General features: G+C 42.0%; 25 protein-coding genes. 1 reads left to right on the top strand and 24 read right to left on the bottom strand.

From position 1 onward, the window contains the following. Positions 1–250: 250 nt before the first annotated feature. From CVV21_12555 to CVV21_12515, 9 genes are all read right to left on the bottom strand, one after another. Positions 251–631 (bottom strand): hypothetical protein, encoded by a 381-nt coding sequence (locus tag CVV21_12555; protein ID PKL90493.1) that lies wholly within the window; start codon positions 629–631, stop codon positions 251–253. A 202-nt stretch (positions 632–833) separates the two neighbouring features. Then, positions 834–1,355 (bottom strand): hypothetical protein, encoded by a 522-nt coding sequence (locus CVV21_12550; protein ID PKL90492.1) that lies wholly within the window; start codon positions 1,353–1,355, stop codon positions 834–836. Beyond that, positions 1,238–1,822, bottom strand: a complete 585-nt coding sequence (locus tag CVV21_12545; GenBank protein PKL90491.1) for a hypothetical protein — start codon at positions 1,820–1,822, stop codon at positions 1,238–1,240. The genes CVV21_12550 and CVV21_12545 overlap by 118 nt, the downstream gene beginning before the upstream one ends. Before the next feature lie 394 nt (positions 1,823–2,216). After that, positions 2,217–3,269: a hypothetical protein gene (locus tag CVV21_12540; protein PKL90490.1), complete on the bottom strand. Its 1,053-nt coding sequence runs from the start codon at positions 3,267–3,269 to the stop codon at positions 2,217–2,219. A 394-nt stretch (positions 3,270–3,663) separates the two neighbouring features. Beyond that, positions 3,664–4,404 (bottom strand): hypothetical protein, encoded by a 741-nt coding sequence (locus tag CVV21_12535; protein PKL90489.1) that lies wholly within the window; start codon positions 4,402–4,404, stop codon positions 3,664–3,666. Continuing rightward, positions 4,385–5,176, bottom strand: coding sequence for a hypothetical protein (locus CVV21_12530; GenBank protein ID PKL90488.1), 792 nt, complete (start codon positions 5,174–5,176; stop codon positions 4,385–4,387). The genes CVV21_12535 and CVV21_12530 overlap by 20 nt, the downstream gene beginning before the upstream one ends. Positions 5,177–5,234: 58 nt before the next feature. Beyond that, on the bottom strand, positions 5,235–5,870 hold the full coding sequence (locus CVV21_12525; GenBank protein ID PKL90487.1) for a hypothetical protein: 636 nt from the start codon (positions 5,868–5,870) through the stop codon (positions 5,235–5,237). 451 nt (positions 5,871–6,321) lie between these two features. Beyond that, positions 6,322–6,750 carry a hypothetical protein gene (locus CVV21_12520; GenBank protein ID PKL90486.1) on the bottom strand — a complete coding sequence of 143 codons (429 nt, stop codon included), beginning with the start codon at positions 6,748–6,750 and terminating at the stop codon, positions 6,322–6,324. A 19-nt stretch (positions 6,751–6,769) separates the two neighbouring features. Further along, positions 6,770–9,412: a hypothetical protein gene (locus tag CVV21_12515; protein PKL90485.1), complete on the bottom strand. Its 2,643-nt coding sequence runs from the start codon at positions 9,410–9,412 to the stop codon at positions 6,770–6,772. Here CVV21_12515 and CVV21_12510 point away from each other — a divergent pair. Then, a complete protein-coding gene (locus tag CVV21_12510) occupies positions 9,387–9,731 on the top strand; it encodes a hypothetical protein (protein ID PKL90484.1) in 345 nt (114 codons plus the stop codon). The two genes, CVV21_12515 and CVV21_12510, sit on opposite strands and share 26 nt — an antisense overlap. Before the next feature lie 63 nt (positions 9,732–9,794). Here the strand turns inward: CVV21_12510 and CVV21_12505 are convergent, their stop codons facing one another. The 15 genes from CVV21_12505 to CVV21_12435 form a co-directional block, all read right to left on the bottom strand. Beyond that, positions 9,795–11,387, bottom strand: coding sequence for a hypothetical protein (locus tag CVV21_12505; protein PKL90483.1), 1,593 nt, complete (start codon positions 11,385–11,387; stop codon positions 9,795–9,797). Positions 11,388–11,504: 117 nt separating this feature from the next. Continuing rightward, positions 11,505–12,680 (bottom strand): ornithine acetyltransferase, encoded by a 1,176-nt coding sequence (locus CVV21_12500; protein ID PKL90482.1) that lies wholly within the window; start codon positions 12,678–12,680, stop codon positions 11,505–11,507. Next, positions 12,680–13,690 (bottom strand): N-acetyl-gamma-glutamyl-phosphate reductase, encoded by a 1,011-nt coding sequence (locus CVV21_12495; GenBank protein PKL90481.1) that lies wholly within the window; start codon positions 13,688–13,690, stop codon positions 12,680–12,682. Before CVV21_12495 ends, CVV21_12500 begins: the two co-directional genes overlap by 1 nt. Before the next feature lie 15 nt (positions 13,691–13,705). Next, positions 13,706–13,990, bottom strand: a complete 285-nt coding sequence (locus CVV21_12490) for a hypothetical protein (GenBank protein ID PKL90480.1) — start codon at positions 13,988–13,990, stop codon at positions 13,706–13,708. Between the two features lie 129 nt (positions 13,991–14,119). Continuing rightward, complete coding sequence (locus tag CVV21_12485) at positions 14,120–15,076, bottom strand: hypothetical protein (GenBank protein PKL90479.1); 957 nt, start codon at positions 15,074–15,076, stop codon at positions 14,120–14,122. Then, positions 15,063–16,016 (bottom strand): hypothetical protein, encoded by a 954-nt coding sequence (locus CVV21_12480; protein PKL90478.1) that lies wholly within the window; start codon positions 16,014–16,016, stop codon positions 15,063–15,065. The genes CVV21_12485 and CVV21_12480 overlap by 14 nt, the downstream gene beginning before the upstream one ends. Then, positions 15,997–16,662 (bottom strand): hypothetical protein, encoded by a 666-nt coding sequence (locus CVV21_12475; GenBank protein ID PKL90477.1) that lies wholly within the window; start codon positions 16,660–16,662, stop codon positions 15,997–15,999. Before CVV21_12475 ends, CVV21_12480 begins: the two co-directional genes overlap by 20 nt. A gap of 122 nt (positions 16,663–16,784) precedes the next feature. Further along, on the bottom strand, positions 16,785–17,126 hold the full coding sequence (locus CVV21_12470) for a hypothetical protein (protein PKL90476.1): 342 nt from the start codon (positions 17,124–17,126) through the stop codon (positions 16,785–16,787). A 394-nt stretch (positions 17,127–17,520) separates the two neighbouring features. Then, positions 17,521–18,729, bottom strand: a complete 1,209-nt coding sequence (locus CVV21_12465) for a hypothetical protein (protein ID PKL90475.1) — start codon at positions 18,727–18,729, stop codon at positions 17,521–17,523. Between the two features lie 241 nt (positions 18,730–18,970). Beyond that, complete coding sequence (locus tag CVV21_12460; GenBank protein ID PKL90474.1) at positions 18,971–20,026, bottom strand: hypothetical protein; 1,056 nt, start codon at positions 20,024–20,026, stop codon at positions 18,971–18,973. Next, the gene (locus CVV21_12455) at positions 20,026–21,339 is read right to left on the bottom strand and encodes an AAA family ATPase (GenBank protein PKL90473.1); all 1,314 of its coding nucleotides are present in this window, start codon (positions 21,337–21,339) and stop codon (positions 20,026–20,028) included. The genes CVV21_12460 and CVV21_12455 overlap by 1 nt, the downstream gene beginning before the upstream one ends. A gap of 7 nt (positions 21,340–21,346) precedes the next feature. Beyond that, positions 21,347–22,627, bottom strand: coding sequence for a DUF1015 domain-containing protein (locus tag CVV21_12450; GenBank protein PKL90472.1), 1,281 nt, complete (start codon positions 22,625–22,627; stop codon positions 21,347–21,349). Between the two features lie 42 nt (positions 22,628–22,669). Then, positions 22,670–24,073 carry a glucose-6-phosphate isomerase gene (locus tag CVV21_12445; protein PKL90508.1) on the bottom strand — a complete coding sequence of 468 codons (1,404 nt, stop codon included), beginning with the start codon at positions 24,071–24,073 and terminating at the stop codon, positions 22,670–22,672. Beyond that, on the bottom strand, positions 24,060–24,509 hold the full coding sequence (locus CVV21_12440; GenBank protein ID PKL90471.1) for a hypothetical protein: 450 nt from the start codon (positions 24,507–24,509) through the stop codon (positions 24,060–24,062). Before CVV21_12440 ends, CVV21_12445 begins: the two co-directional genes overlap by 14 nt. Positions 24,510–24,519: 10 nt before the next feature. After that, positions 24,520–25,401, bottom strand: a complete 882-nt coding sequence (locus CVV21_12435) for an ATP phosphoribosyltransferase (protein ID PKL90470.1) — start codon at positions 25,399–25,401, stop codon at positions 24,520–24,522. Positions 25,402–25,639: the final 238 nt, after the last annotated feature.

Raw genomic sequence — 25,639 nt, 5'->3', positions numbered from 1 at the left:
CCTTTTTAATACCGAGCCTATAATAGTATTGCCCGGTATTATGCGCGGCAGTTGATTTTAACAACACACTTTATTTTAACTAACAAAAAACACCCTATTTATTAAAATTAAACAAAAACGCTATATTTATTGCCATTTATTCTTATAGTGTCTTGAGTCAAGACTTGGTGTTAATTTATTCTTATGGTTGGCACGCAGTTTCAAATCAGGCTCTAAAACCTTTTTCTCCAAACTACTAATAATAATGTTATTACCACTCCCTACTTTTGTATCTCCAATAATACCATCCCAAATCATTAATTTTTTCTGTATGATATGCTTCTTTCAATACGTGATTTACCTCTTTTGTTAATATATTTCCAGGACTTTCCACAAATATCAGCCCACAATTCGCAGCCCAAGACGTCCTAAAAAAATAAATATAATTCTTGTTATATTCTTCCCTGCTTAAACTATAAACATTTGCTTTGATTAATAAATTATTCAAATTTCTATCTTCAATAATATATTCTTTACCCTTTAAAATATATGACATTTTTTTATTTGTACCTCTTACGATGTTAAACGAGTCGTCTTCAAATAATTTAAGTCGATTAATCAAATCTATATACTGTGTCCGTTTTCTTTTCAATAGTTTGCTCTGATAATCAAGAGAATTCATATTATACGTATAAATAAAACAGCAAATTAAACTTAGTAAAAAGAATATTAAAGTCGTCTTTTTCACTTCAATATCCCGGAGTACATTGATATATCTATCCCTATATATCTAGTTAAAATAAAAACAGCGTCATCACCTGATTCACGACTTGATAAACTGCATTTGTATATTTTCATTTCAGTTTAACCTTTACCATATTTAAAAGTTCCCCGGCTTCCATTACAGCCTTTTCAGCTTCCTTCTGTTTTACAAGACGTTCCTCATACTCGGCCATGTTTTTTATACGTATCACCGACATAAACGCCTTTGAAACCGCATTTTTTTCACTGTCAGGATATGGGGCTGTTTTAACCAGCTCCGAAGCATCCTCGTGTTTGGGTGAAGAACACCGTTTGCCCAAAGCAAATACACAGTATGCATCAGCAGCGGAAATAACCGAATGGACTGCACTTACGGCCGCCGAATTATAATCCCGTGCCTCAACCGCTTTTCTGGCGCTTCGCAGATTTTCTTCAGCTTTTTGCAGGTAATTAGAACACATTGATTTTTCCACTGCTTTTGTATCTATTTTTTTTGTCATATTAATTTTATCCCCTTTTCCACATTCCTGATTATAGCAAGATTTTTCTTTGCTGCAAATTCTTTTTCCGTCAACAAATAGAAACCCAGCACATTTCCGTATAACTTCCCGCATTTAAAAGACATATTCTGAAGAAATTCTTCCATTTTTTTCTTATTTTTTTCGGACTCTACCAGAACAAAAAGGTCAATGTCACTGTTATAGTTTTCTTCGCCTCTGGAAACAGAGCCAAAAAGAACAGCCCTTTTTACAATCCCTTTCGGCAGGCTGCCAATCAGCATAGTTTTAAGGTGTTCTACCGGCAGATACTCCTCTTTTTTGTCATATAGTTTTTTAGCTATCAAATAAGCATAGCTGTCTGTCTTTGTCATCCACACCACTGATTTGCCGGCCCTGAAATTATAAACAAGGTTCATTTCCTCAAATTCCTTAAGCGTATCTATGGCCATTGAATGCGATACCCCGCATATTCTGGCCAGTTCCCTTCCTGTCATCCTGAACCCGTCCTTAAGCACATAATGAAGAATTTTCACTTTGGCATCTGATGACATCTGCATAATAATGTTTGTATTGAATCTCATCTTTGCTCCTTTGTAAGGTAATTACTTACAATTGTAATCTATGGGCTTACAAATGTCAAGATAGAGCTTAACGGATTAAACCCGAGGGACGGAGGGACAGATGCACGGAGGGACGGAAGGAAAACCATTAAAACAAATCCCAAAAAACGGGCCATACATAGCCCGTTTTTTGAGATGGGATAAAAAGAATTCTCCACACATAATATGGATAAAATTCAAACCAAAAACGAGGCGCAATATATTGCGCCTCTACGATAAAGGATAAAATCCGCGGGCTGAAGACCCGCGTCTACCAATACAAAAACCAAAATAATCAAAGCAATAAGTCATCAAAATAAACAAAAAAAAGAGGCGCGGGATACCGCGCCTCTAAATTATCCAAACAAAAAATAAATTAATACGTGCTGATTGAATCCAGATACAATTCCACGGGGGCTGTGTTATTCTCCACGGAAGATTCAAGCTGCAGGTATATTTCAAGCGTTTTTGCGTCATCCAGAACTTCATCTTTAGTGTACGCCCCGCCTTCCTGCATAGCGTTAAATCCAAAACCCGCATTAATCCATGCTGATGGCGCCGTAAAAGAAGCAAAAAGATATTCGCCTGTTGTGTTAACTACTTTAAAACAAATTTTTAGCGCGTCACTGCCGGTTAAGGTTTTAACAGAATTCGCGGCGTAAGATAATGTCTGAAACCTTAAATCAACGGAACCGCTTTCACTAAGATTAACCTTAACCCCAAGCTGCCCCTTATATACACTGCCTGTTCCAACAGCCTGAACAGTGCCTGTAATTGCCAAAACAAATCCGCTGAATTCCCTGGAAGAAAGGCCAAAATCTGATATTGTAGACCCTGTGCTGGTGAGAGATTCCCAGGCAGTACCAAACAGCGATACCATATCACCATCACTAAAATAATCAACCGTCACAGGCGTCGTTTTAACATAAGTGATATTATCAAGCCAAACCGCATCGCTTCCGGCGGTAATTCCATCCGTGTTTTTTACATATTCCCAGGATACATCGCTGCTGCCCGAAGAGAAATATAGGGTTTCTTTATACCAGTCGGTTTCCCCCGAATAAGAAAAGTATTCGGAACCGTCCATATAAAAACGCAGTAAGTCCCCGCTGTCAGTTGAAGTCTTTACATAATATTCCAGTTTTCCCGGGCCTTCAAAACTGGCGGTTATACTTGAAGCGCAGCCGTCAACAACAACACCGCTTTTTAAAGAATCCCCGCCTGAATATGACTGATTTGTAACCGCGGTCCAGGGCTGACATCCGCCCATAACAAAAGTAATCCCCATATTGTCTACAGCCTCCCCTATCGTGGGAGTATTTACGCTTGTAGGTTCTGCCTGCGGTTCTGCCGGCGCTGTCTTGCTGCATGCCGGAATTAATAAAGCCAAAACAATTACAATTGATACTGATAATAATAATTTTTTCACGTGTATTCCCTCCGCTAATTTTTAATGATTATACCCAATTGTGTAAAAACATCAAATGATATTTTAGAACCTGAGGGACGGAAGAGACAGCGGTTTAAGCTATAGGCAGTTAAGCAGAAGCGTAAAACCAAAAAGAAACAAACACCATGAATGAAAGCAAAAAAAATAACCATTAAATTAATAAAAAAAACGGGCCATACACAGCCCGTTTTTTTTGATGCCATTTTCAAAACAAGGCAAAACAACGCGCCTTAAAAGGCGCGGCTACCAAACCCCAAATCAAAACCAACTGCCGCGGGCTAAAGACCCGCGTCTACCAAATCCAAATCAAAAACAATAAATAAAAAACCCGGGCCAAAATAGCCCGGGTTTTTTGTGGATTACAAAAATATTATTAATTAAACTGTATGTCGTCTACCCAGATATCCATATTATCGCCGTCCGGGCTGGAAAAATGAAATGAGATGTTGTGCGCGTTTTCCAACACTTTATCAATCGCCGCTACATTTTCTTTTTTTACCCACTTTGGCTGCTTAAAATCTTTTCTTAAATCAAGTTTTACTGTCGTCCAACCCTCGGATACCTTGGATGTAATACCGCATTCATAATCCGCCCAATCCGTAAGACTTTTAGGACCATCAGATCCCTGCTCGCAAGTGCCGGCAGTATACGGAATCACCACCGTAAGCCTGCCGCCGGACACGTTCCCCTTAATCTTAAACTGAAGCGTTGTGTACATTTTTAAATCAACAGGTTCTGCCGTGGGACATCCGGAATTAAGCGATAGCGTTGCTCCCATTCCTACAAAATCCCATCCAAGTTTATTACCGGCAGTACCTTTCATCCTTGCTGCATAGCCCTTTCCATCCGCTCCCGGCTTGCTTAATTCAAACTTGCCCTGCGCGGGCCATACTTCAGAATTACCGCCTGCATTTGCATCATTATACGTGTACCACCATCCGCCCTTTACTGTCTGAACATTGCCGTCTTCAAAGTCATCCACTATAAACGGTTCTGCCGCAAATACCAGCCCTGAAAACACAAACATTACCGCTGCCGCCATTGCTGTAATCTTTTTCATACCTTCCTCCTTATTGTCCCGGATACCGGGAATTTTAATAAAATTGAATTTCATCTATCCAAATATCCATCTTTTCACCTTTATTGCCTTTCCATTCCCATTTAATCCTGTTGGCATTTTCAAGCACTTTATCTATTTTTACCGTGGTTCCCTTGGGCTGTTTAAACGACTTATAAAAATCAAGTTTAACGTCTGTCCATTCACTTTTTACAAGCCCGCTGATATCCGCCGTATAATCATTATTATCCGTAAGGCTTTGGCATAAAGTTTTATTTTCGTCCGGCTCGCCGGATTCGTGCGGCAGGATAAAGTAAAGCGCGCCGCCGGCAATATTGCCCTTCATCTTAAATTTAATACCTTTGAACATGGTTATATTTATCCCTGAACAGCGCGGGCACGAAGCGTGTTCGCTTAAATAGGTATTAACTCCCAAAGTGGTTTTTGCTTTATCCCCTGCATTCCCTGTAACGCGCACCGCATACCCTTTACCGCCAAAACCGGGCGCGCTTTTTTCAAACAGGTTTTCACAAGCTTTTGGCGCCTGCGGCCATACAACAGAGTTATTGCCCTCTGCGGAATCATCATAGGTGCTCCATACGCCGCCCAGATTGTTAGTCTGCCCGGGATTATTATTATCTTCCACCACCATAAAAACAGCCGCAAGCACTACCGCAAAAGCGGCTGCGCCTATTTTTACCGGCGCAAAATTAAAAAACGATTTCTTTTTTGTTGCCGCGGAATTTATAAGGGCATTTCTTAAGAACTCCCTGTTTTGCGGTATGGTCACATTTTCCAGCCGCGCTTTTTTAAAGTTTTTTTCTTCCATTTTAATTCTCCTTTTGCTCTTATATCTGATAACGTTCCAAAAAAAATTAGGTTGCGTTTTATCCGTTTATGGACGAAAAATACTTAATATCCGACTCTTTCCTTATCATATCCAGCGCTCTTGAAATAAGCGATTTTACAGTGCCTTCTTTTTTACCCAGTATTTCACATATTTCCTTTATGGATTTTTCCTGCAGGAATTTAAGCACAATTACTTCCTGATAAAGCGGATCCAGCTTAAGCATTGCCTGCTTAACCGCGCAGTACGCGCCGTTGGAATCTGCCAGTTCCTGCGCTTTTATTATTTCCTGCTGCATGTCCTGCCTTGAAGCGGGGCCGTCTATTTTATTATCTTCCAGATACGCTTCAAGGGATGAAGGTTCAAACTTTTTATGCCTGAAGTACGAAATAACCTCGTTTCCCGCCATGCGGTAAAGCCACGCGGAAAAAGGATATCCCATAAAGCGGAAGTTTTTTATATTTTTGTGGGCTTTAAAGAAAACCTCGGACGCTATATCCCTGGCTATTTCCGCGTTTCCCGTGCGGTACAAGATGTAATGGAATATTTTATCAAAATAAAAATCAAACAGCTCCGCGAACGCCTGCGGGTCCTGTTTTGCCCTGTTTATTATGTCCTTTTCATTTTCAAGACTCAAAAAAACCCTCCTGAACCTGGCAGCTCGGCGGCTCAGCAGCTCAGCGGCTCGGTTAAATCAAAAACTCACTCCATAACATTATAACGTATGGAACGGGAAAAGGTTGCATAAGAAGGATTATCCAATAAACTGTTAACCCATATCCCATATATAAAAGCTTTGTAACAGAAGGACGGATGCACGGAGGGACGGAAGAAACAGCGGTTTAAGCTATAGGCAGTTAAGCAAAAGCATAACCTCGTAAGAAAAGAAATTCTAGGAATAGAAATTAAGAACAAAAACCCATTAAAACTAAACCAACTGCCGCACCCTAAAGGGTGCGCCTACCACTACTAAAATCTACTTATAAAATCCGCGGGCTAAAGACCCGCGTCTATCCCTGCTTCTTACGCTCATATATTCGCTTCATCGCAGGGATTTCCGCTGCGCATGCTCGCTCCAACCAGACCTTCTAACCATCCAACCTTCCAAGCATCTAAGCATCCAATCACTACTCCGCTATCTGTTCCCTTATCCGTTCCCTGTATTTTCTAAGGTCGGCAACCGTTATCTTTTCCATTCCCTTTTTGCCTATTTCATCCACTATCTTTCCCATCTCTGCCCTTCTTTTATCATCCTCAAACCGCTGTGCGGCAAGTTCCTGTGCTTCCGCGTCTTCCGCATCAACGGACGCCAGCGTCAGCTCCCTTACGTTGTTCCTTAAATAGTTAATTTCAAACATGTATATTTCCTGGAAAAGTTCAAGGTATTCAATACGCTTTTCAATTCCCGGAACCCTTGCGTCTTCCACCGCTGACACAGACACGCTTTTAGCTATCGGGTCAGGCGCGGGAAACGGCACAGGCGCCCCCTTCTTTTTACATGACAAAAATACCAATGCCGTAAATACCACAAGTGATATTATAATTATTTTTTTCATATTATTGCCTCCACGTTTTTTAATAACTTCCCGTATATCTCATCACTGTTGCTTTTAACGGTGTCACTGTCGTTGCATCACGGAAAATGACATAAGGCATCTGTGCGGATGTGTCATATGACAAATCAACAAATTCCGCGGCTCCATCTGAAATATCATAGCCCACAATTTCCCAGACCCCTGTTTTATTTCTTGCCACAGTTACCGTGTTTCCCCTGCCCCCGTCTTTGTATGCCACAAACGGCGTGCCTGAATGTACAAACAGGGATATTGAATCGCAGTTGGTATTGGAGAATGTTGATGACCCCACATAAGACCACGCCGATGTTTCATATTTCATTACCGATACCCTTCCTGAATTACCGGTATCGCGGAAAGCCACATGAGGCGTCCCGTCAGAGTATACAAACAACGACGGCGAATACGAATTGCCAATTGAAATACCGTCAGCAGAACCAAAATTAACCCAGCCTTTAACGTCATAGATATCATACGCCATCACCCTTAATTTATACCCTTTATCCGGGTCGGAAAAAGCAACATAAACATAGCCGCCGTATGCAAAAAGGGATATTTCCGCAGTTTTTACGGAGGGTGATGTGGTACCCGCTTCTTCCCACACCCCAAACAGCGTGAATTTCTTAACATTCAGATAGTCTGCATTGTCCCTATAAGCAAGATAAATTGTATTATCGCTTTTATCTATCCCAAAAGAGATATCGTACGCGGCAGTTGCAGAGACATCTCCTGTGCCCACGTCCTGCCAGCTGCCGCCGGTGTACTTTTTTACAGTTGCTTTAAACCCTTTTGTGTCATCCCTGTAAGCTACATAAGGCACACCGTTGTGAACTTTTATTACTGTATCATAGGCAATCCCGTCTGAGATTCCCCCTTCGGGGCCTACAAATGACCACACACCGGATTCAAATTTTTTCACCACGGCTTTTTCCGAGTATCCCAGGTCCCTATACACAACATAAATGATTCCGTTATAAATGTCTATTGAATCAAAATCCGCCTGCCCTTTTGATATTCCTTTGGCTCCCATTACTTCCCAGAACGGCGTGGCAGTATTAGTCACCGTGGGCGTTCCCGTCGCAGTGGCTGTTATTGTGGCAGTGGCGGTTATGGTAATTGTGGGTGAAAAAGTGTGCGTCTGTGTGATTGAAAAAGTGGGAGTAATTGAATGCGTGGGCGTTATTGAATGCGTCAGCGTTATTGTTGAAGTCTGTGTTATTGTGGGCGTAGCCGAATGCGTGGGCGTTATGGTAAAGGTTGCCGTGACTGTGGAAGTGGGCGGTATAACGTGAATAAGCGGTGAGGATGCAATAGGATGAATATCCGCGCCGAACGGATCAACATAAGTTGTAAGCGTGTAAGTACCCGCACCGGCTGTCGCAAAACCCGGTTCAATTCCTGTTTTTTTATACCCGTAAATTATAGTTACAGTTCCGCCGGCCGGAAGATCTTTCACCCTTATTATCATATCCATAATATCTTCCTGAAGCCCCACAATTGAAGCGCCCGATGATGCAACAGCTGAAAACTGCCCGGCATAACCTTCTTCAACTTCCGGCGGAGTCCATCCTGCCGGCAGTGTTATTCTTATTGTTCCGCCTTCAACATCGCTTGTCCAGGCTGCGGCGCCCGCGGTGTAAACAAGCATTATTGTGTTCCCTGTTGTATTCTGCGTCAAATACTGCGGTATGACAGCCATTGTGCCTTCGCCTATTATCGGCGTGTTGGTTGGCGTAACTGATGGCGTTGGTATTAAAACTGTTACCTGCGGATTTACCGCAATAGGAAGCGTTGAATCCCCCATCTCTGCAGCTGACACTTCAAATGTAAAATTCCCGGCGTTTGGAATGTACGCGCCCGGCCCGCCCGATGACATAGATCCATAAGTTACAGCCACCTGGCCCGTTAAAGCTGAAAGCGATGCCACTTTTATTATCATTGTCCTGTCAACCGCGTCAATTCCCACAAGCTGTCCGCCTGACGGAAGCGATACTTCATAATAGCCGGGATTATTTCCCGCAAGGCTTGGAAGGCTCCATCCCGCGGGAACAGTAATTCTTAACGTGCCGTAAATCGGGCTTGGGCCCTGCCAGTTTATAGAACCGCAGTTGAATGTGATTGTTACCGTATTTCCATAAACGCCGGAAAATAACGGATTGGATGACGCTGACGCGGTACCGCTGTTGTATGTTATAACGTTTGTATTTGTAATGGTTACTGTAAGCGTGGGCGAACTATGCGTGTTTGTAACAGATGCAGTGGGCGTTGCAGTTTCTGTAAATGGAGGTGTTGGTGTCTGCGTTAAAGTAACGGTTGATGAATTTTCCGCCGTGGATGAATTTGACGGCGTTGCTGTCGCGGTAGCTGATAAAGTAATGGTAGGTGAATTTATCAAAAGTGTGTTTGTAATTGTTATCGTGGTTGTTGATGTTATTGAATTAACAGGTATTTCAGTATGCGTGGAAGTTATTGTGATTGTACCTGTATTAATAGCCGTGGGTACAGTTGTAATATCCGCAGGCGTATCTGTGGCTATAACAGGCGCAGGTGAAGGTGCGGTAAAGCTGTTTTTCTTTCCGCAGGAAAAAATAAAAATGGCGGCTGTCAGCAGGATTACAATGCCGATAAAAGCCTTATTTTTCATGCGTTTTCATTACCTCCAAGTCACATTTGCAGTTAATATATATAAATTATACAGGGATTCGATTCAGGTTACAAGTTACAAGTTACAAGTTACAGGTTACAGGTTACAAGTTGCAAGTTGCAGGTTACAAGTTACAAGTTACAAGTTGCAAGTTGCAAGTTGCAAGTTACAAGTTACAAGTTACAAGTTACAAGTTACAAGTTACAAGTTGCAAGTTACAAGTTACAAGTTGCAAGTTGCAAGTTACAAGTTGCAGGTTACAGGTTACAGGTTACAGGTTACAGGTTACAGGTTACAGGTTGTAAGTGACAGGTTGTAAGTGACAGGTTGTAACTTGTCAGCTGTAACTTGTAACCTGTAACTTGTAACCTGTCACCTGTAATTACCTTACCACCGTCAGTTTGCCGGAGGTTTCCTGATATTCCCCTTTTTTACTTCGGGCTTCAAGGCGGTAAACATATAGCCCGGACGCGCTTTTTGCGCCGGCATTGTTTCTTACATCCCAGTCAAACGCATTTGTGCCGGCGAAGAATTCCTGCTGTATTTTTCTTACAGGCTCACCTGAAACAGTGTATATATTAAGCGTAACTTCGGAATCCACGCTTACATAAAAAACAATTTTTGCGGATGACTTTGAAGGGTTGGGAAAAACATTAACGGTATTAAGCCAAAGATACGGCGCAGGCGTTGGCGTAATTGTAAATGTAGGAGTAATAGTTGACGTGGGTGTTATGGTGGAAGTAGGCGTTATTGTGGATGTGAAAATTGCGGCCACAGCCTTATTGGAACGCGCAGTTTCATAATCCAGCCAGTACGCATCTGTGTAACCCGCTGCAGCTTCATTTTCTACCGTTATCCCCTGATCGTGATTTATTCCCGCCCTGAACCACACGGAAAACTGCGAGCTTAAAGCGGACAGCGCGCCTATGCTCCAGGAAATAACCCTGCCTGTAAGCGAATAGCCGGGGGATGCGTCAACAAAAGACGTGTTCCACGGCAGCGTGTCCCAAATATAAACAGATGATGAGGCAGCGCCGCCTATATTTGAATATGAAATATTATAGCTTAGCGTATCGCCATGAAACGCTTCAACGGGGTCAACACTCTTATACATATCAATATTAGCCCCGGATACATAAGGCAACCCGTAATAAGTGATAAAAGTTTTTTTCTCCCCCGGAGCATAAACTGAAGATTCCCAGTAAATTGCCGTGGCAATGTCGGCAATATTATCTGTAGTATTTAAAGTGTACAGCCACGGATTTGAAGACATTGAAGTCCACTGCCCAACCAGAAACCTGTCAGGTTTTGTGGCGCTTCCGGTTGACAGCCCCCCTTCCGCCTTAATGAGCGGATTATCATAACGGTCAACGGTCTGCCACGCTTCCGGAACCGCCGCGCCAACCCATTCCCTTTCTTTTTGTATCCGACCCGCGCCCTGAACAAAGATAGGCGAATTATCGCCGGCGGCTTCCGTGCCAAGCCTGACATCAAGCATTACCCTTAAGCCCACACTTGCGTTTACCGCGTTAAGATTTTCTATTACATATTTTATTTCCACAGTGTCCGGCAGCCCGCTGCCTCTTGGATTATCAACAAGCGATAAAACCTGCGTAACCTGAATATTGCTTATTTTCCATACAGTTGTATTTACGGTATTGCCGGGGCTGTCAGAAGGTCCCGATACATACTCGCCGCCATAACCAAAAGCAGCTGTTCCGCCATTAGGGTAATCAATTTTTATTGTGGTAATGGAACTCCATGGCGCTGTTGGAAAACCATACAAAAGCGGCCTGCCCTCTCCATTACCTACTGTAAAGCGCCCTTTAAGATTACGCAGATGATTATGGCTTTCAAGGGTATCGTCATAAAGCGTCACTGTAGCAACACGCGCGTCAATATACGCATTGGAAATGGCATAGGCAGGGGAGCACAAAAAAATTGCAGCCAATATTAGAATAATAATTTTATTCAAGTTACCCCCGTTAAAAGCATTACTTTGTATTCTTATTGAAACCGCCGTAAAACCAAAATACCAAATTAATAACAAAGAGCCGGACAGCGCGGGAGCGCTGTCCCTACAAATCTTATTCTAAGAATAATCCGCGTTTTCCCTTACATAGTCATAAGTTAAATCAGACGCAAGAATATAATGCTTTTCTTTCCCCTGCTTAAAATCTATTAACAGATGTATTTTGTCCTGCTTTAAAACTTTTTTAAGCGCATCGCCTGTTATCAGTTTCCCTTTTTCAACAGCCCTGTACCCGCCGATATCTATTGATATGGAGTTTAAATCCACATTCACGCCGGTCTGGCCAATGGCTGAAAGTATGCGCCCCATATTAAGCGATTCGCCGAAGAACGCGCACTTTACAAGCTGGGAATTCGCAATGCGCAGAGCCGCTTTTTTGGCCGCAGCTTTGGTCTTTGAATTAATAATTTCCACTTTTACAACTTTTGTGGCGCCTTCGCCGTCAGACACCATATCTTCAGCAATTCCATAAAAAGCGTCTGACACGGCTTTTTTAAACGCAGTGTAATCCTTGCCCTTTAAACTTATTTTCTTGTTCCCCGCCTGCCCGTTAGCAAGGCACATTACGGTATCGTTAGGGCTCATGTCCCCATCTACCGTTATCCTGTTGAAAGAATATTCAAGCGCCTCTTTGGCGGCTTCCCTTAAAAGCTTTTTATCTATAACCGCGTCCGTCATTAAAAACACCAGAAGCGTTGCCATGTCCGGCGATATCATCCCCGCGCCTTTACCCACAGCGCTTACTGTTACGGTCTTGTTTCCCATCTTTAACACTGACGAGCGCACTTTCCTGAACTTGTCGGTTGTCATTATAGCTTTGGGATAATTGTCATCTTTGGCGGATAAAGCATTACATACAACAGGAGCGTTTTTCACCATTATGTCCAGCGGCAGCTGTTTGCCTATTATGCCGGTGGCGGCAAACAGAACAGAATTTTCCGGAACATTAAGCGTTTTGGCCACAACTTTGCCTATCTCTATAATATTATCAACGCCCTGCTGACCCGTAAACGCGTTAGCGTTGCCGCTGTTGGCATAAACCGCGCGTATTTTATTATTTACCCTCTTCTGATCAAGAAGTATATGCGCGCTTTTAAGTTTATTTTTTGTAAAAAAAGCCGTGCAGTCGCACGGCGTTTCAGAGAAGATAAGCCCGGTATCAATCTTGCCCGGTTTTATCTGCCCTTGTATACCCGCGCTTTTAAAACCTTTTGGAAGCACATACTTCTTTTCCATTATTTTAAACCTTCCTGCTCGTTTAAACCGAACATAAGGTTCATATTCTGCACTGCCTGGCCTGACGCGCCCTTAACCATATTGTCAAGCACTGTGGATATTAAAAGCATGTTCATCTCTTTTACACCGGATACTGCTATGTCACAGAAATTGGTGTTTTGCACCTGATGCAGCGATACCGAATCAACAATGCGGATAAAGGGTTCATTCTTATAAAACGCCTGAAACATTTTTTTAACATCCGCGGGGTCAACTTTCTTTTTTGTTTTTATGTAAATATTGGACAATATTCCCCTTTCCGCCGCTATTACCTGCGGGGTGAAAAATATCTTTACCTTCTTTTTTAGCTTCAGGTACAGCGCTTCTTCCACTTCCGGCACGTGCCTGTGGGCGCGCCCCGTGTTATAAGGGTAAATATTCTCGTTAACATTAAGAAATATGTTTTTTGCGGTGGGCTTTATCCCGGAACCGGAAACGCCGGATTTGGAATCGGCTATAATATCCGATACTTCATATTTATTTAAAACCGGCGCTATCCCGAATATAAGCGATGAAGCGTAGCAGCCAGGATTGGCAACCACATCCGCCTTCTTTATTTTATCCCTGTAAAATTCCGGCAGGCCGTAAACCGCTTTCTTTAAAAGCGCGGGGTATTTGTGCGCGTGCTTATACCATTTTTCATACATCTTTATGTCCTGAATCCTGTAGTCAGCGCTTAAATCCACAACTTTTTTATTTTTGTCATGCGCCTGTTTTACAAATTCCATGGCTTCCGTGTGCGGAAGGCAGACAAAAACAACGTCTGTTTTTTCAAACACAGATTTGTCTGAAGGGTCAACAAAAGACAGGTTAATAAGCCCGTTAACTTCAGGAAAAGCGTCGGCAACTTTCACACCTGCGCTTCCGCGGGATGTAACACAATTTATTTTTACAAAAGGGTGTTTCACAAGTATTTTTATAAGTTCGCGGCCGGTCATCCCGGTTCCGCCTATTATCGCCGCTTTAATCATAAACGCCTCCGCTATTTACAACTTACAGTTGACAGCTGACAGGTTACAACTTGCAGCTGACAGGTTACAACTTACAGCTGACAGGTTACAACTTACAGCTGACAGGTTACAACTTACAGCTGACAGGTTACAACTTACAGCTGACAAGTTACAACTTACAACTGACAAGTTACAACTTACAACTGACAAGTTACAATTACAACTTACAACTGACAAGTTACAACTTACAACTGACAAGTTACAACTTACAACTGACAAGTTACAACTTACAACTGTTACTTGCAACCTGCTACTTGTCATCTGTTACCTGCTACCTGCTACTTGTTACTTGTCATCTGTTACCTGCTACTTGTTACTTGTCATCTGTTACCTGCTACTTGTTACTTGTCATCTGTTACCTGTTACTTGTTACTTGTCACCTGTTACCTGTTACATGTACTTTATGTATGCCTTCGCCTTTACTTCGTCTATCCAATCCTGCCACATCTTATCAACTTTACCTTCTATCAATTTCATCCTTACTTTATCTTTTACATCATCAAGCGTCTGTTCGCTTCCGCTTTTATAGTCCAGTATCTTTATGATGTGATAAGAGCCGTCTGACTTTACATTTACAACCTTATTCTTTGAAGGTTTTGCCAGTGCATCCATAATGGGTTTTGCAAGCTGTGTGGTATCTATCCATCCAAGTTCCGCAGCGCTTATCCCTGAAACACCGTCAAGCGATGACGCAACCTTTTCAAAATCCTCTCCCGACTTTAAGCGGGAAGTAACTTCCGCGGCTTTCTGAGAACTGTTTCCGGAATATCCCGGCATTATCATCACCTGGGAAATATTTACTTCATCGCCGACCTTAAATTCGCCTTTGTGTTCATCATAATACTTTGCCATTTCGGCTTCCGCCACAGGCGCTTTACTTATAAAGTCCTGCTGTTTTTTCTGCTTTAGTTTTGTAAAAACAAGCCCATCCCTTACCTGCGATTCAATTTTAAGCCTGAAATCAGTATACGAAAGCCCTTCTTTATTAAGCGCTTCTTCAAACGCTTCCTCATTCGCGAACCGCGCCCTTAAACCGGAAAGAAATTCATTCACTTTATCAGCCACAGCTTCTTCTGACACTATTACCATTTCTTCCTGTGCTATGGTTATTAAAAGTTTTTGCTGCACAAGGTTCTCTAATATCTCTTTTTTTAGCTGATCAGGCGACACTTTCTGCCCGGCAGCTTCAAGCTGCGCGGTCATGGCGTCATAGGCTTCCCTTACTTCGCTTTCAAGCACCAGCCCGTCATTTACCTTTGCCACTATTTTATCCGAAGACGGCGCCGCGATTATAAACGCGGGTATAAATAACGCTGTTAGAATTACAACTATTTTAATTTTCTGCATGTAAAACCTCCTCTACAACCAGATTTAGATGTTCCAAAAAAAGCTTTATATCCGACTTCTGCCTTAATTCTTTCATCCATACTGAAAAAGCCGCGTCTTTCTTTATTTCGCGGAACTTCTTTTCCACATCTTCTTTTACTTCATCATACGCGGGCGTGGCCGCCTCTTTTATATCTTCGCACTTGAAAATATGATATCCGTACGGTGATTTTATTATGTAACTTACCGCGCCCTTTTTCATTGTAAAGAGCTGGTTCATGAAAGAAGGCACATCCCCGTGCTTTACATAACCAAGGTCGCCGCCATCATGCGCTTCCGAAGTTATGGAATAATCCTTTGCAAGTTCTTCAAAGGGCTGTTTATTATTAATTTTCAAAAGGACTTCCTGTGCCTTTTCAAGGGAACCGGTCACTATCTGCCTTGCCTTGACCCGTCTGGCCTGCCTGAATTCCAGGATATTAGTCCAGTAGTAATCTTTAAGTTCCCTGTCGGTTATAACCAGCCGGCCTTTTAAAACATGTTCTATCTCTTTTTTTATTATAAGTTTCTCTTTTATGTCCTTAAGCCAGTAACTGTAGCTTATGCCGCCCTTTTTAAGAACCTTTTTAATGTCTTTGGCAGAAAAGCCCGGGACAAAATTTTCTATTTCTTTATACAGCTCTTCTTTGCCGGCTTTAACTTTATCCTTTTTAGCCATATTCAGGATAAGCATATCGTTAACCATCCCGTTTAAAAAACTTTCGGCCTGTTCATGCGAAGATACCGTTATTCCGTAAAGGGCTGTCTTTCTTAAGAAATCTTCCTTTACAATCTTTTTACCGTCCACCTTTGCCAGAACATCCGGGGCTTCTTTAAAAACCGACCCCGAAAGTATAAAAGACAGCAGGGCTGTTATTATCAGCCCTGCTGAAAAAACTTTGTTATTTCTTTGGAGCTTCAAGCTTTATGCCCGAATTAAGAGGGGCCGCCGGCAGTTCAAACGCCTTTTCTTCTATTTCTATCTTTGCCGCCGCTTTTAACTGTTCCACCCATTTCTGCCTTGCAACGCCAAGCTTTAAATTATCCTTTATCTGAGCAAGCAGTTCCACTTTTGCGTTAGGATCCTGTGATTTTCTTCTTGCTGAATAACGGTCATACGCGTCTTTAATCTCCGCTTCTGTTACCGGAATTTCAGCAAAATTTACGCCTTTTTCAAAAACTTCTTTCATAACCGCTTCTTTCTGTGACATTTCCGAAATACGTTCCTGCTGTTTTTTCAGCATAGCCAGCTGTGATTCTATCTCTGCCCTTATTGACTTTTCTGTTTCCTTTGCCGCTTCAAGCACTTCTTTTTTCTTTGTAATTCCTTCTTTTTCAGCATAGCCCATTATAACCTTATCAAGTATCATATTATCCAGAATGTTTTTTCTTATCCCCGGGTCGGACGCAAACGGTTTTAAATTAGCCGGAAGGTTGTCAATTTCCGCTTTAAGATCGCTTTCAGTTATTACCTTTCCGTCCACCTTTGCCACCACTTTACCCTGATTACAACCAACAAACAATGCTGCCGCGAACACAATTAATACTAAAAAAATTGTTTTTTTCATCTTATTCTCCCTTCAAATTTAGCCTGTATAGGCTTTAATTATACTAATTTATCACACCAATAACGTTTTATCAACATAAACTGACTTACATTTAGACGTATTCAAACCCGATTTGGTTGACTTTATTTATTGCAGGCTGGGTTATATCTGTAAATAAGGTGCTTAATTATCAAATCCCTTTTCTGCGGGACAAGCCCGGGTGTGGGACAGAATCCAATATAAAGGTTGGCCGGACTTTTAGCTTCCTGTGCCCATTCAGCGTATTTTTTATGATTTTCAGGAAATCCCTTTGCGGCTTTTATTTCTTCCACATTTGAAAGGTATAAGACTCCATAATTAGCTTTCTGTTTTTCGGGATTTTTAAGGAAAAAAATACCAAATATGCCGTTATCTATGTCAGTCTCTTTAAAATCCACAAGCGGCTCCGGGCCTTTAAACTGATATCCTGCAAGCAATAAACTCATATATACGTCTCCATAATATGTAAGCGATTTAAAATCCTTCATATAATATAGCAAACAGGCGATAAAATCAAGTACCTTAACAGCTCTTTAACCCATAAACTTTTATCCCATATCCCATAGATGAAAGCCGAGGGAGGGAGGGACAGATGCACTGAGGGACGGAAGGTCAGAGGCAAATAATAAAAAACATTAAAACAAATAAAAAAACGGGCCATACACAGCCCGTTTTTTTGGATAGCATATAAAACAAATCTAAAAATCGCGCCTTAAAAGGCGCGACTATCCCGTATGCTTCCGCTCGCAGGCTCATTCCAACCACTACATAAATGATAAAACACCAACCTTGCTGACTTTCAACAATCCGATAGAATTCTGCTGTCACGCTTTAACATTCTTATCTCCATGAAACACTTATGTCCGAAACTAAACCACTCGTTATTCTTATCTGCCCGCTTCCATCTGTGTTCATTAAATAAATACCCTGATTTCCGTCCTTGTCACTATAAAAAGCGATCTTCGAGCCATCAGGAGACCATACAGGATATATGTTTTTTCCGCCATTTGATGTAAGCTTAATATGTCCACTTCCGTCAGAGTTCATAATCCATATTTCAAGACTTCCGCCGAAGTTGCTGAAATAGGCTATTTTGCTGCCATCAGGAGACCAGGAAGGATGTCCTTCAGCATATTCTACATTGGAAAGTTTAGTAAGGCCCGTACCATCAACATTAATTACATAAATCTGTGAATACGTTGTATATGAAAGAATCATTGATTCAAAAACTATTTTACTACCGTCAGGAGACCAATCAGGATGAATAACATAGGTATGTATTTCAGTAATTCTTGTCTGAGAACTTCCATCAGCGTTCATAATGTACAAATCGTCATCACCCTCTCTATTACTTAAAAACACTATTCTGGTACCGTCCGGTGAAAATGATGCATACCCATCAACAAAAGTATTGTCTGTCAGTTTCTGAACATCACTTCCGTCATAATTCATTGAATATATCTCATAATCACCATCCAGATTGCTTGTGTAAAGTATTCTACTGCCGTCGTATGATAATTCAGGAAACATGTCCTTTGCCGTGTTATTGGTAAGCCTTGTCTGATTGCTGCCATCTGAGTTCATGGTATATATTTCTTCATTCCCGTCTCTTTGGCTTACAAATACCATCTTCCCAATCAGCTGTATTGTTGCTGTCATAGTAACTGTTGCAGTTACTGTTGCGGTTGCGGTCAGTGACACCGTACTGCTTGCAGTCTGTGTGGCAATAAACGTCATGGCCTGTATTGTCATTGTTTGCGTAGGCGTTATAGTAAACGTCGATGTTGGAGTCAGCTCCGGTGTGTTCGTAAATGTTTGCTGAGTTACTGGTGTTTTTGTTGCTGTATCGGTTTCAGATAATGTTATCGTTATAGTGGGAGTTTGCGAGGCAGTATTAACACCCCCGTTCGTGGCAGTTGCGGTACAGGTATTTGTATAAATATTGTTAACATCTATTTCCGGCACTGTCGGATTCTTTAGTTTTTTGCAGCTGAATATAAAAGTAAACAAAAATATACAGATAATTATTAGTTTCATGTTGTTTTTCATATTCCCTCCCCTCCGAAAGTTGTTCTGATTATTATATCTGTTTAAATACCGGTAATAAACATTTTTGGAATAATACAATAAAAATAAAACCTCCGCGGGCTGAAGACCCGCGTCTACCACTGCCAAGACAAATAAACTACCGAACAGCGCAGGAGCGCCGTCCCTACAAATTCAAACAAAACAACCTAAACACCTCTCAGAAAAAGTACCTGAATCTGACACGACATAAACACTGCACTTTCTACAATATGTCATATACAAAATAGAACGTGGGCACGCTGTTTCCGTTGATTGCCTGCGCCAAAGCCACAGATAATTTGAATTTATTCATTTTATTATAGACAAGGTTTATTTCCAATCCCCCGCCCGCGCCTGTCTTGTACCGGTCAAGTTTCTGCATCTGCCATATATCACCGGTGTTGCCCATATCAATTAAAATAAACCCATTTACAGATGTAAGCTCCATCAGCATCACTTTAAACCCTATATTATCAAAAATCTTATGGTCATACCTGAACCTGCATTTGAACCTGTAATCCCCATAGAACTCATCCACCCTGTAGCCCCACAGGGAATCATAGCCGCCAAGTGAGTACCGTTTCCACGCAGGAAGGTCATAGCGTTCCAGCACATAACCCGCGTCAGCCGAAATGGAAAACCTGTCACTTCCGTTTATCGTAAAACTTTTTGCCGCATCAATGTTAAGGTACAAATAGTTGTATCTTGATTCATTTCCCGGAAGGCCCTTTTCAAAATGCGCGGAAGCTAAAAAGTCATTGCCTTGCAGCTGATCCTTAATATTAACTTCCAAAACGCTGTCCCAGATATTAATCGTTCCGCCGTCAGTACTTACACTTTCATCAAGCGCGGCAAAATAATAGGTTTCCCTTTTTATTGACTCCTTTACCCTGAAAAACTGAAGAAATTCCGGAGTTTCAAGCCCTACCCTTACCCCCCTGTTGCGCTGAAGGTATTTCCTTTTTTCAAAAATGCGTTCAAACCAGATGTTATCATAAAGGCTTACGGACACAGGAAAATTAAAATTTAAACTGTATTTGACCAGATAATTCATTTTACTGTAAACATAATTGTATTCCGTGGAGCCTTCAAGTTTTGATTTATCAAAATCCTGCACTATTCCCATTTTTATGCTTGTATCCGGAAGGACAAATTTAAAGGTGGGCGTTACAAAAAAATGTATCTCTTTAACCCTTACCTGCATAATTTCATTTTCTGATTTTTTCGGTTCTTCAGCCAGGGACAGATTTAATCCCGCGGCCAGAAAAAACGAAAGCATCAGGAGCCGCTTTGCCATTTTTTCATCCTTTCCTTAATTTGCGCTTCCGCTCCGTTGTCGGTGGGTTCATAATATTTTTTGCCCTTTAACCTGTCCGGCAGGTGGTCCTGCTTTACATAATGGCCTTCGTAATCGTGCGCGTATTTATACCCTTTGCCGTAACCAAGCTCTTTCATAAGTTTTGTGGGCGCGTTTCTTATATGCATAGGCACAGGGTCATCCCTGAAATTTTTAAGGTCTTCTTTGACAAGGTTATGCGCCATATAAACCGCGTTGCTTTTTGGCGCGGTTGCCATGTATACAGCCGACTGTATTATTGCAAGTTCGCCTTCCGGGCTTCCAAGAAAATCATAACTTTCCTTTGCGGCAAGCGCCACAACAAGAGCATTTGTATCCGCATTGCCTATGTCTTCGCTGGCAAACCTTATTATTCGGCGCGAGACGTATAAAGGAGCATCTCCCGATTCCATCATCCTTGCAGCCCAGTACGCGGCAGCATCCGGGTCTGAATCCCTCATACTTTTATGAAGCGCTGATATTATATTGTAGTGCTCTTCCCCGCCCTTGTCATAGAAGTGGGTGTTTTTTTCCGTAACCTCTTTTATGTCATCAACGGTTATCTCATAACTTTCTTGTGTCTTCATATTGTCTATCATTTCAAGGATATTCAAAGCCGTCCTTGCATCGCCGTTTGACAACAGGTCAAACACCTTAAACGCATCATCGTGTATTCCAATCTTTCTTTTTCCCAGGCCGCGTTCTTTGTCATTGACCGCCCTTAAAACTATCTGCCTGATATCCTCTTCTTCAAGGGGTTTTAGCGTTATCACCCTTGCCCTTGACAACAAAGCGGAATTTACCTCAAAAGACGGGTTTTCGGTGGTGGCGCCTATCAGGATAATTGTGCCGTTTTCAACGTGCGGCAAAAAACCATCCTGCTGGGACTTATTAAAACGGTGTATTTCATCAATAAACATAATGGTTTTTTTGCCTCTTGCATGGTTAAGGCGGGCTTTTTCAAGGACTTCTTTCACTTCTTTTGTGCCGCTGTTAACCGCGGATAAAGGAATGAATTCCGCGTTTATGTGTTTGGCAATAATCATCGCCAGAGTGGTCTTGCCGGTGCCCGGCGGCCCCCAGAATATAATTGAAGGAATACTTCCTTTTTCAAGAAATCCCCTAAGATACCCTTTTTTTCCTACAGCCTGTTCCTGCCCTGAAAATTCATCAAGGTTTGCGGGCCGCATCCTGTAAGCCAGCGGCCTGTATTTATCTTTTTCCGGCGTACCCGCAGAGAACAGATCGTCCTGCATCAGTTTTTTATTCCTCCATGCTGTTGATTAAAAAACCGGTGGCAAGTTTGGGCAGAAAATAAGTGCTTTTTTGAGGCATAACCTCGCCGTTTTCGGAAATTATCCTTACTTCTTCCACAGTTGCCGGCCCAAGAAGAAATGTTATTTCTGACCCTCCTGAAGATACCATTTTTATCGCTTCGTCAATGTCCGGCGTGTAGTCAATGCCTTCGTTTATGGCGGCTTCATCCATTTTAAGAATGCGTTCAAAAAGCAGTTTATGAAGCACAGACGCGTCAAGCAGGTAATAGTCCATTATGTGCTCGCTTAAATTTACTATCTTAGCGTATTCTTTCTTTTTAAGGGTAAGCGCGTGGCACATGCCTTTCCCAAAAATGCCTATTATCTTTTTACCCGCGGAATTTACCATAATCTCACGCAGTTCTTTTTCATCAGCGCATTTCTTTACCTCAAAAAACTTTTCAAGCTCCGCGGCGCCAAGAATATCAGGGTTAAACTTGGCTTTAAGCCTGTGCGTCGGAAGTATGCTTATTCCCGAATGTTCCATGCTTATCAGGCACATCATAATGTAGTCATACGCGGCGCCGGGCTTTGCGCCTTTTTCCCTCATCTCGTTTCTAAAATTAATGCCGGTTTCATACCTGTGGTGGCCGTCCGCGATAAACAGTTTTTTTCCCGCAAAGAAAGATGATATTTTTTCTTTTTCCTGTTTATCAGTCACCCTGTATATCCTGTACCTTATTCCGTCACCTGCTTTTACGTCATAATAAGGCTTATCATCCGCTATGTGTTTTCTTATTATCGCGTCCACTTTTTTTTCAGCGTCAAAATACAGCGACAAGATAGGGCTTGTATTGGCTTTGGTCTGCCTCATCAGCAGCAGCCTGTCCACCTTGGGGCCGCTGTGGGTTTTTTCGTGCGGAAGCACCACTTTTTTTTCAAATTCTTCCAGTTTTACCTGCCCAAAAAATGCAGCCATTTCGTGCTTTGTCCCGTCAGGCGTCAAATATTCCTGCGTGTAGAGGTAATAACACTCCTCTTCATCGCGCAGAAGAACGCCTTCTGATATCCATTTTTTAAGATTTGCCGCGGCCCTTGTATACTTGTTTTCGGAATCATTATCGCCGGATTCTTCATTGCCCTTATCAATACGCACCACGTTATACGGCGACATTGAATAATAAACGGAAGTATCCCTTATAATGTCATATGGCGGCATAATAACTTTTGCCATCTCCACTTTTTCGCTGTTATAGTGCACTGATGAAAACGGTTTTACCTCTGCCATGTTTTTTATCCTTTCAACGGATGATTTTTTATATAAGTACCTTTAAATAATATACGCCTTTTTATCCTTTTTTACCATCAGCTGTTTTAAAATATCTTTATGGCTTTTTCTGCCCATAAGCGCGAATGCGGCTGCTTTTCCCGCTTCCACACCCGGCTGGTCATACGCGTTTATGTTATACAGTTCTCCTAAAAAAGCCGTTTCAACTTCCAGCAGATAAATAAGCTGACCCATCGTAAATTCTGAAATTTCCGGAAGCGTAATTGTCATACTGGCGCGCTGGCTGTTCGTAAGCGCAATTTCTGTGGCTGATTGTTCCGCGTTTAACAGGAAACTTAATTTTTTTCCGCTTAAATAGGACATTGCCTCTGAATCATTAAAATTGGAAGGAATTTCAATATCTTCCTTAAATTTATCCGCCTTAATAAAAGTAATAACCTTGTCATACGGCCCTTCCATATATAGCTGAACCTGTGAATGCTGGTCAGAGGCGCCAAGTGCTTTTACAGGCGTTATTCCGGAATTTATTATTCTGCCGTCACGGGAAAATTTTTTACCCAAAGATTCCGCCCAAAGCTGCGCGTGCCAGGCCGCTACATCTTTTAAAGCGTCAGAATAAGGCATCATTACGCTTATATTTCTTTTATGCTTAACCGCGGATATATAATGCAGGACCGCCGCCATATAAGCCGGGTTTTTCCAGACTGTACCGTCTGATACCATTGTGTCCATATACGCCGCGCCTTTTAAAAGTTCATCAATATTAACGCCGCACACCGCAAGCGGAAGCAGCGCTGATGCGGATAAAACCGAAAACCTGCCCCCCACATTGTCCGGCACCGCAAAAGACATAAGGCCGTATTTGGCCGCAATAGGCCGTAAGGCGCCGTTTATTCTGTCAGTGGTTATAATTACATGCTCTTTTAATTTATCTTCTTTCATCTGCATCAGAAGTTTTTTCCAGAAGATTTTCATAAAAGCCGCCGTTTCGGCAGTTTCGCCTGACTTGCTGATGACATTAATACAGGTTTTCTTAATGTCTATAATATCAAAAATTCCGGCCGCAGACGAAGGATCAGGATTGTCCAGGACAAACAGCCGCGGCGCTTTTCTTTTATTTTCCGGCAGCAGATTATAATACGGATGCGTCAACGCCCTGTGCAGGGCAATGGTCCCAAGTGCAGAACCGCCTATTCCTAAAACCACAAAGTTTTCAAATTTATCCCTTACTGCCGCTGCGGTTTTTTTTATGTCTTCTTTTATTTTTATGTCGTACGGAAGATAAACAAAACCCAGTTTGCCGTCATCCCTTTTTTCCTGAAGATTCCTGGCTGCCTGCCTGATTTTCGGCTTAAGTTTGTTTATTTCCCCGGTATTGATACCTTCACTGCCAAGTTTTTCTGACATCATATTATTAAAATTAACTGTTATTTTATTTTTTTTCATCTGTTTGCGGCGTTTTTCCATTATCAACCACCTCCTTTTCGGAGTCTTGATAGTCAAAATACCATACAAAATTTACAACAGTGGTAACCGCCGCCAGCCCCCCTATTACGGAGTAATATACAGGCATATATTCCTGGACGGGTTTCATTTTTACGCTTAAAGTTTTCTGGCTAATTGCCTCTGCGGCGGTGATGTACAGTGTGGACAGCAGAAACCCAAAAGGCACAGCCTGTACAAGGCTTACCTTTAAGTCCTCTACAAGTTTATTTTGACCGTATTTCACGGGTTCAAAAACAGGCATTACGCTGCTTTCAGCAAATTCAGCGGAACTTGTAACCGAATAATAAAAATCTGAATCATCCATAATGGCACTGTGTGAAACCGGAATTACGCAGATAAAAAACACTGCTGCCAGCAACATTTTTTTTAAAAACATGCCTGATCCTTTAGTAAATTACTTTGTTAAGCGGGTATTCTATTATATCTTCCGCTCCGCGTTCCTTTAACTTTGGAATAAGCGGCCTTACTTTCTTTTCATCCATAATTATTTCTATGGCGACCCATTGCTCTTCATCTTTTCTGCCGATAAGGTAAGAAACAGTGGGCCTTTTTGACGCAGGCAGCAGTTCCAGGACACATCCAAGTTTTTTCTCCGGAATGTTCATTTTAAGCCCTACTTTTTCGCCCGCGTTTAACGCGCCTTTTAACAGCAACAGAACATCATTTATCTTTTTTTGTTTCCACTCATTTTTCCACGATTCTTTATTGGCTATCATTACCGTTGTGGATTCCATTATGGTATCCACTATCCTTAATTTATTAGCTCTTAAAGATGAACCTGTTTCCGTAAGTTCCACAATGGCATCAGCCAGATGAGGCGGCTTTGCTTCTGTTGCCCCCCAGGAAAAACTTACATCCGCTTTTACTTTATGTTTTTTAAGGTATGCTTTTGTGGTGTTTACAAGCTCCGTGGAAATATGTTTCCCTGCAAGATCTTTAACTGATTTTATTTTTGAATTTTCCGGTACCGCAAGCACCCAGCGCACAGGCCTCATGCCGACTTTTCCGTAGACAAGGTTATCAACTTTTTTAACCGATTCCCCGCTGTCAGCCACCCAGTCTTCGCCTGTCATTCCTGCGTCAAATATGCCTTCAGCCACGTATTTTGCCATTTCCTGCGCCCTTACAAGGGTTATTGACAGTTCTTCATCGTCAACCGCGGGGTAATAACTTCTTGAATCCGATTTTATGTTAAAACCGGCTTTTTTAAAGATATTAAATGTTGATTCCTGCAGGCTTCCTTTTGGCAGACCTAATTTTAAAATCATAACAACCTCCTGTTAATTTTAAAGCGGACTTTGATGATAACATAAAATAAGAAGGGTGTCAAATAAAGGCAGGTTACAAGTGGCAGGTAGCAAGTGACAAGTGGCAGGTTACAGGTTACAAGTGGCAGGTAGCAAGTAGCAAGTGACAAGTGGCAGGTGGCAAGTGACAGGTGGCAAGTGACAGGTGGCAGGTTACAGGTGGCAGGTTACAGGTTACAAGTGGCAGGTAGCAAGTGGC

It is taken from the genome of Candidatus Goldiibacteriota bacterium HGW-Goldbacteria-1 (assembly GCA_002839855.1).
Taxonomy (GTDB): Bacteria; Oederibacteriota; PGYV01; order PGYV01; family PGYV01; genus PGYV01.
The sequence above is the reverse complement of the archived record's forward strand: the minus strand, read 5'-3'. Positions and strand labels throughout refer to the sequence as shown.